Consider the following 6,862-nt stretch of genomic DNA (forward strand, 5'->3'; position numbering starts at 1 on the left):
ACGTACTTCTTGCCGCGGAGGCGGAATCATGATCGTGCACGACCTCACGACGCCCGCCCTGCTCGTCGACGTCGACGCGCTGGACGCCAACCTCGCTGACATGGCCGCCGCGCTGCCCGGCCCGCGGCTGCGCCCGCACGTGAAGGCGCACAAGACCACCTCGCTCGCCCGCCGGCAGGCTTCCCTCGGCCACCCCGGATTCACCTGTGCCACGATCCGCGAGGTAGAGGGCATGGCCGCCGCCGGGCTGGGCGAGGACCTGCTGCTGGCCAACGAGGTGCTCGATGCCCGGCGCCTAGGCGCACTGGATGCCCGGATCACCGTGGCGATCGACTCCGACGAGACGCTCGCCGCCGCCGTCGCGGGTGGGGTGCGGGAGGTGCTGGTCGACGTCAACGTGGGCCTGCCGCGCTGCGGGATCGCGCCCGCGCTGGCGGGCGGGCTGGCCGACAGGGCGCGTGCCGCGGGGCTGACCGTCCGCGGCGTCATGGGCTACGAGGGCCACCTCATGATGCTCGGCGACGTCGAGGAGCGGGCGAAGCTCACCGAGGAGTGCATGGCCAAGCTGCTGGCTGCGCACGCCGACGTGGGCGGCGAGCTCGTCTCCGGCGGCGGCACCGGCACCTACGCGCTCAACAGGTGGGTCACCGAGATCCAGGCGGGCTCCTACGCGCTGATGGACACCGCCTACTCGGCCGCCGGCCTGCCGTTCCGCCAGGCGCTGACGGTGCTGGCCACCGTCGTCTCGGTGACAGCCCCCGCGGGGGAGATGCCCGGCTGGGCCGTGGCCGACGTCGGGCTGAAGTCGCTGGGCATGGACCACGGCAACCCGATCGTGCCGGGTGCGCAGGTGTGGTTCTGCTCCGACGAGCACACGACGTTCGCCCCCGACGAGCCGGTGAAGGCCGGCGACCGCGTCCGCGTCCTGCCCGCCCACGTCGACCCGACCATCGCCCTGCACGAGCGGATGCACCTCGTGCAGGGCGACGAGATCCTCGATACCTGGGCGGTGGACCTCCGCGGCTGGTGAGACCCGCACAGCCACCCCCACCCCGCGAGTCGACACGAACCGGCGCGAGTCGACATGACCCGGTTGCCGAACGCACCGTCCGTGGTGTTCGACCGGAACACCACCCGGTCGTGGCTCGTTCAACCATCGGGAGAAGGGACGGTCGCGGGTGAACGGGCTGAAGACAGCGGTGCTGCTGGGCGGGATGAGCGCGCTGGTGCTGTTCGTGGGATCGCTCTTCGGCCGTAGCGGGCTGCTGGTCGCGCTGGTCGTGGCGCTGGGCGTCAATGGCTGGTCGTACTTCAACTCCGACAAGCTGGCCCTGCGTGCCATGCACGCGCGTCCGGTGTCCGAGCCCGAGGCGCCCCGGATGTATCGGATCGTCCGCGAGCTCTCCCACATCGCACGCCAGCCGATGCCGCGCCTCTACATCAGCCCCACCACGGCGCCCAACGCGTTCGCCACCGGCCGCAGCCCGCGCCACGCCGCAGTCTGCGCCACCACCGGCCTGCTCGACATGCTCGACGAGCGCGAGCTGCGCGCGGTGCTGGGCCACGAGCTCTCGCACGTCTACAACCGCGACATCCTCATCTCCTCGGTCGCGGGCGCGCTCGCGTCGATGGTCGGGTTCCTGGCCAACATGGCGATGTTCGCGGGCCTGTTCGGCGGGGGCGAGGACGAGCGCCAGAACCCGATCGCCGTTCTCCTGGTGGCGCTGCTGGGGCCGGTCGCGGCGGGCGTGGTGCAGATGGCCGTCAGCCGGTCGCGCGAGTACCAGGCCGACGCGAGCGGCGCCCGGCTCACCGGCGACCCGCTGGCGCTGGCGTCGGCGCTGCGGAAGCTGCAGGTCGGCACCCAGCTCGCCCCGCTGCCTCCCGAGCCGCAGCTCGTGTCGCAGTCGCACCTGATGATCGCCAGCCCGTTCCGCACCGGCGAGCACCTCGCGCGCCTGTTCTCCACCCACCCGCCCATGGAGGACCGCATCCGGCGGCTGGAGGAGATGAGCCGCCGCCGGTGAGGCTCAGCCCGTCACACCGACCTCCCGAACCGGCCCAGCAGATGCGCCTGCGGTCCGGCCGTGGCCGGGACCTCGACACGCGGGCCGATCACGCCCATCTCCCGGTAGAGGGACTCGGTGTCGCCGAACCAGTCGAGGACGGCGGCCACGGCAGGTGCGTCGAGGGTCTCGTCGGCGCCGAGCGCCCTGGCGAGGTCCCAGGTGTGCACCAGGTGGTCGGCGGCGAGCTGCATCGCGTACTCGCGGCCGGGATGGTCGCCGAACGACAGGTGCACCGTCCTTTCCACGGCCCCGTCGGCCTGCACGGCGGCCAGCGCCACGGCGGCGGCCTCGTCGACGGTGGCCACCGGGTCGGTGCCCAGGAGGTCGCCGTCGAAGCGGTCGCCGACCTCCTCGATCGTCGACCCGCCGAACAGCAGCGGCGTCCAGCGCTCCTCGTTGACCAGATGGTTGACCAGCTCTCGGACGTCCCAACCCGGCAACGGGGTGGGATCGGCCCAGCGGTCGCCGACGGCGTGCACCCGCTCGACGAAGCCGGCGCTGCACAGGGCGTAGATCTCGCGTGCGTCCACGGTGGTCAGCATGGCGGGTCCCCAGCCCGTCGCCCAGTCGGAGCTCCCCCACCGCTCCACGCCCACCACCGGGTCGGCGCGACCGCAGCTCGGGTGGCCGAACCGTCGGGGGCACCGGGCATGCTGGGGGCGTGAGCGATCGGAGGATGTCGACCACCAGCGAGTACGGGGTGCTCGGGGTCCGCGACGTCGACTTCTCGCTCGACCGCTACCCGCCCGCCCCCGACCTGGCCGGGTTCGTCGAGCGCCACTGGCTCGTGTCGTGGGAGCTGCCGCCCGGACGCGAGGCCTCGGTCACGCTGCTGCCGCACCCGTGCGTCAACCTCGTGCTCGACGGCGGGCGCCTCGCCGTCTGCGGTGTGGGCCGCGAGGGCTTCACCTACGTCTACAGTGGTGCCGGGCGCGTCTTCGGCGTCAAGTTCCGGCCGGGTGCGTTCCTGCCGTGGCTCGGCAGGTCGGTCGGCGACATCACCGGCGCGGTGCTGCCCGCCGAGCAGCTGTGGGGGCCGTCGGCGTCCGGGGTGGCCGCCGAGATGGCCGCCGCACCGCGTGTCGAGCAGATGATCGCGCTGGTCGAGGTCTTCCTGCGGGAGCGCCTGCCCGAGCCCGATCCGCAGGTGGATCTCGTGGGCCGCATCGTCGCCGCGCTGCTGCACGACCGCGAGATCGGCCGTGTCGATGACGTCACCGCGATGTTCGACATCGCTCCGCGCACCCTGCAACGCCTCTTCGCCCGCTACGTCGGCGTCAGCCCGAAGTGGGTGCTGCGCCGCTACCGGCTCCACGAGGCCGCCGCCGTCCTGGCGCAGGAGCAGCACCGGCCGTGGGCGGACGTCGCCGCGGAGCTCGGCTACTTCGACCAGTCCCACTTCATCCGCGACTTCACCGCCGCCATCGGCATGACGCCCGTCGCCTACGCACAGGCCTGCCGCCGCAAGGAGGCCCCGGTCAGCGCCTGACCTCCCCCGTCGGTTGCAGAGGAGGCCCACATTCATCACCTGGGTGACGGCGCGCCGCACGGGCTCCCGGACGAGATCGGGGCCGGGTGGTGCGGCTGCCGTCGGGGACCGAAGGGGGCGATGCGATGGGTGATCTCACCGCCGACCGTCAGGTGCCGGGGGCGATGAAGAACTCGAGGCCGATGTTGTCGGGGTCGCGGAAGGAGATGCCGCTGCCGTAGTGGGCCTTCTTGATGCCACCGTGGGGGATGCCGAGCTCGTCGAGGCGCGACTGCCACTGCTCGAGCTCGGCGCTGCCCGGCAGCGCGAAGCCGACGTGGTCCAGGCCCGTCCTGCGCTCGTCGGCCTGGTCCTTGGACTCCGCGCCCATGTGCGTGTGCAGGCCGAAGAGCGTGCCGCCGTCGAGGGCGAAGACGGTGTGGTGGAACGTGCCCGACTCCTCGTCCTCGTCGAGGACGGGGTCGGCGCCGAAGAGCGTCGAGTACCACTGGGTGCTGCGCTCGAGGTCCGAGACCGTGATGGCGACGTGCTGCAGGCCGGGAAATGCCACGGCGAGGCTCCTTCGACTCGGGTGGTGCCGGGCGGGCCGCTGGGCCCGTCCGGCCAGCATCGCGCCGTGTCCCACCGCGGGCAACCGCTATGAGCGCTACCCGACCTCAGAGGTAGCTCTTTCCGCCATGCCTTCCGGGCCCTGGCGACCATCGCCGGGCGGAGACCTCTCCACGGCGGGTGGGGGACCTCACACGGCTACCGGCCCGCGACTTCATCGCAAGGTCATGTCGTGGTTGGGGCCCGTGCAGATCGCCCGCGAACGGTGGGCCCGTGCCCATCATCTTTCGCGAGGAATCCAGGCGAATGTCCGCTGCGATCCCGATTGTCGGAACCACTCCGGACCACCAGTCAGGCGGTACCACGGAATCGGAGCCACCGGGCGCGCGTCGTCCGTACCGCCGGACGGCGTTCGCGGCGGCGGGATGGGTGCTGCTGGTGGTGGGCTGCTATCAGCTCTCCGAGTTCGGGGAGATGATCAACCTGCCGGCGCCGGACCTCCTGGCGGGTCTGGTTGTGGGGATGGCGCTCGCGCTCACCGGCCTGGTCACCCGGCCGTTCCCACGCCAGGCCGGCCGGGCGAGCCAGGCACTGGTGGGGGTCGTGATGGGCAGCTACCTCGACCCGGATGCCGTCGCCTCGGTGGCGGGTACGGCGCTCCCGCTCGCCGCGGTCACGGCGGCGACCGTCGCGATCTCGGTGGGGGTCGCTGCGGCGATGGCCCGGTTCACCCCGATCCCGCGCACCGACGCGACGCTCGGCATGGTGCCCGGCGGGTCCGCGGCGATCGTGTCGTGCGCCGAGGACCTCGGAGCCGACGGCCGGTTCGTGGCCTTGGCCCAGTACACGCGGGTGGGGCTGGTCGCCCTGACCGCTCCGGCTGTCGCGTGGGCGGTGGCGGGCGCCGGGGCCCCCGACGAGGCGCTGGCGATGCCGGTGCCTGACCTCGGCCGGCTCGTCGAACGGCCGGTGCACCAGATCGGGGCGGTCGTGATCCTCGCCGCCGTCTGTCTCACCGGTGTGGTCGTCGGACGACGGCTGCGGCTCCCTGCCCCGTTGCTGCTCGGTCCGATGGTCGTCACCGCGCTGTTCTCGTTGACCAACGCCGCGGACGGCTTCTCGCCCGACGGCCCGCTCAAGGACATGGTCTTCGTCGCGATCGGCCTCGAGGTCGGGCTGCGGTTCACCCGCTCCACCGTGGCCCGCTCCGCACGGCTGTTGCCGCACCTGCTCGCCGCGACCGTCGCGATGTGCGCGGCGTGCGCCGGGCTGGCGTGGGGGCTCGGTGCGGTGATGGACGTCCCGTTCCTCGACGCCTACCTGGCCACCACTCCCGGCGGTATCAACGCCGTGCTGGCCACCGCCGAGTCCACCGGCACCGACGTCCCCCTCGTCTCGACCGTGCAAGCCCTGCGCCTGTTCGTCGTCGTCCTGGCCATCCCGCCGATCATCCGATGGCTCGCACCTCGCAGCACCAGGTGATCTCCGGGAGCGAACGTCGGGTCTGGCCCGACGTCGCGGACCAGACCCGAAAGCCGGCTACCGGTAGTTGGTGAACTGCAGCGCGATCCCGAAGTCCTTGCCCTTGAGCAGGGCGATCACGGCCTGCAGGTCGTCCTTCTTCTTGCCCGAGACGCGCAGCTGGTCGCCCTGGATCTGGGCCTGCACACCCTTGAGCTTCTCGTCGCGGATGGCCTTGCTGATCTCCTTGGCCTTGTCCGACTCGATGCCCTGCAGGATCTTGCCGCTGATCTTGTAGACCTTGCCCGAGATCGCCGGCTCGTCCGCCTCGAACGCCTTCATGGAGATGTTGCGCTTGATCAGCTTCTCCTTGAAGACGTCGACGGCGGCCTTCGCCCGCTCCTCGGTCTCGGACTCGATCGTCAGCGCCTCCTCGCCCGCCCAGGCGATCGACGTGTTCGTGCCCCGGAAGTCGAAGCGCTGCGAGAGCTCCTTCGACGCCTGGTTGAGGGCGTTGTCGACCTCCTGCCGGTCGACCTTGCTGACGACGTCGAACGACGGGTCGGCCATGCGTACCTCCTGATCGACCGGGCCCCTGTGAGCCTCGGTTCATCGCTGTCGTATCCTCGTCCACGCGCCTCGGCGCACCCCGGCAGGTTGCCCGAGTGGCCAAAGGGAGCGGACTGTAAATCCGTCGGCTTAGCCTACGAAGGTTCGAATCCTTCACCTGCCACACCCCGCACAAGCGGCCTCTGACCAGCGAAAACCCGGTCGGAGGCCGCTTTTGTCGTTGTCCGGCTGTGTCCGGCTCCGACCCGCTGTCTACGGGCATCCACGGACCATTCACGGACCGATCTTCATGACCCGGCACGCAGGGCCTCCTCCACCCGGCGTCGGACCGCGGCGTCCTGGCCCGCGATGCACTTGGCGTAGACCCGGAGCAGCACATCGACGCTGTGCCCCGCCCACGCGGCCACCTGTGGCGCCGGAACGCCTCCGTTGAGCCAGGTGGACACCGCGGCGTGCCGGAGGTCGTACGGACGCCGACCAAGCGGTGACGCGGCCTCCGCCGATGTGAGGGCCTATACCCGCGCGAGGGCCCAGAGGTGGCCGTAGAGGCTCTCCGAGAGCGGCCCGCCGCGGACACCGCGGAACAGCCGGCCGTCGGGCGTGGTGCCATGCACGTCGAGGTGCTGACGGAGCAGCGCCGTCAGTGCCGCGGTGCTTGAGCTGCCGGGGTTCCCGGCGCGTGCCCGACTCGCTCCACGACCGGCCGGCTGACGGCGCCGAGGTG

Annotated in this window: 8 protein-coding genes, 1 tRNA gene and 1 pseudogene; 5 read left to right on the forward strand and 5 right to left on the reverse strand. The window is 71.7% G+C overall.

Going from position 1 to position 6,862, the window contains the following annotated elements:
• The first annotated feature begins 28 nt into the window (after positions 1 to 28).
• On the forward strand, positions 29 to 1,030 hold the full coding sequence (locus tag JWR81_RS14485) for an alanine racemase (protein WP_297651592.1): 1,002 nt from the start codon (positions 29 to 31) through the stop codon (positions 1,028 to 1,030).
• A 148-nt stretch (positions 1,031 to 1,178) separates the two neighbouring features.
• Positions 1,179 to 2,027, forward strand: coding sequence for a zinc metalloprotease HtpX (gene htpX / locus JWR81_RS14490; RefSeq protein ID WP_297651594.1), 849 nt, complete (start codon positions 1,179 to 1,181; stop codon positions 2,025 to 2,027).
• 11 nt (positions 2,028 to 2,038) lie between these two features.
• Here the strand turns inward: htpX and JWR81_RS14495 are convergent, their stop codons facing one another.
• On the reverse strand, positions 2,039 to 2,611 hold the full coding sequence (locus tag JWR81_RS14495) for a TIGR03086 family metal-binding protein (RefSeq protein WP_297651596.1): 573 nt from the start codon (positions 2,609 to 2,611) through the stop codon (positions 2,039 to 2,041).
• Positions 2,612 to 2,730: 119 nt separating this feature from the next.
• Between JWR81_RS14495 and JWR81_RS14500 the strand changes: the two genes are divergently transcribed.
• Complete coding sequence (locus JWR81_RS14500; protein ID WP_297651599.1) at positions 2,731 to 3,558, forward strand: AraC family transcriptional regulator; 828 nt, start codon at positions 2,731 to 2,733, stop codon at positions 3,556 to 3,558.
• A gap of 148 nt (positions 3,559 to 3,706) precedes the next feature.
• Here JWR81_RS14500 and JWR81_RS14505 read toward each other — a convergent pair whose 3' ends face one another.
• The gene (locus JWR81_RS14505; RefSeq protein ID WP_297651602.1) at positions 3,707 to 4,108 is read right to left on the reverse strand and encodes a VOC family protein; all 402 of its coding nucleotides are present in this window, start codon (positions 4,106 to 4,108) and stop codon (positions 3,707 to 3,709) included.
• A gap of 428 nt (positions 4,109 to 4,536) precedes the next feature.
• Between JWR81_RS14505 and JWR81_RS14510 the strand changes: the two genes are divergently transcribed.
• Positions 4,537 to 5,589 (forward strand): AbrB family transcriptional regulator, encoded by a 1,053-nt coding sequence (locus JWR81_RS14510; protein WP_297651604.1) that lies wholly within the window; start codon positions 4,537 to 4,539, stop codon positions 5,587 to 5,589.
• Between the two features lie 57 nt (positions 5,590 to 5,646).
• Here the strand turns inward: JWR81_RS14510 and JWR81_RS14515 are convergent, their stop codons facing one another.
• Positions 5,647 to 6,138 (reverse strand): YajQ family cyclic di-GMP-binding protein, encoded by a 492-nt coding sequence (locus JWR81_RS14515; protein ID WP_297651607.1) that lies wholly within the window; start codon positions 6,136 to 6,138, stop codon positions 5,647 to 5,649.
• An 81-nt stretch (positions 6,139 to 6,219) separates the two neighbouring features.
• On the opposite strand from JWR81_RS14515, the gene JWR81_RS14520 reads away from it, so the two are divergent.
• A tRNA-Tyr gene (locus tag JWR81_RS14520) sits at positions 6,220 to 6,301 on the forward strand.
• A 124-nt stretch (positions 6,302 to 6,425) separates the two neighbouring features.
• Here JWR81_RS14520 and JWR81_RS14525 read toward each other — a convergent pair.
• Positions 6,426 to 6,584 (reverse strand): hypothetical protein, encoded by a 159-nt coding sequence (locus JWR81_RS14525; RefSeq protein ID WP_297651610.1) that lies wholly within the window; start codon positions 6,582 to 6,584, stop codon positions 6,426 to 6,428.
• A 66-nt stretch (positions 6,585 to 6,650) separates the two neighbouring features.
• A pseudogene (locus tag JWR81_RS14530) lies at positions 6,651 to 6,862 on the reverse strand (hypothetical protein); the annotation flags it as partial.

Origin of the sequence: Pseudonocardia sp., assembly GCF_025965585.1 — a bacterium.
Taxonomy (GTDB): domain Bacteria; phylum Actinomycetota; class Actinomycetes; order Mycobacteriales; family Pseudonocardiaceae; genus Pseudonocardia.

Coding starts and splice junctions, on each gene's coding strand:
- JWR81_RS14485 (WP_297651592.1), top strand. CDS start 29: ATGATCGTGCACGACCTCACGACGCCCGCCCTGCTCGTCGACGTCGAC.
- JWR81_RS14515 (WP_297651607.1), bottom strand. CDS start 6,138: ATGGCCGACCCGTCGTTCGACGTCGTCAGCAAGGTCGACCGGCAGGAG.
- JWR81_RS14495 (WP_297651596.1), bottom strand. CDS start 2,611: ATGCTGACCACCGTGGACGCACGCGAGATCTACGCCCTGTGCAGCGCC.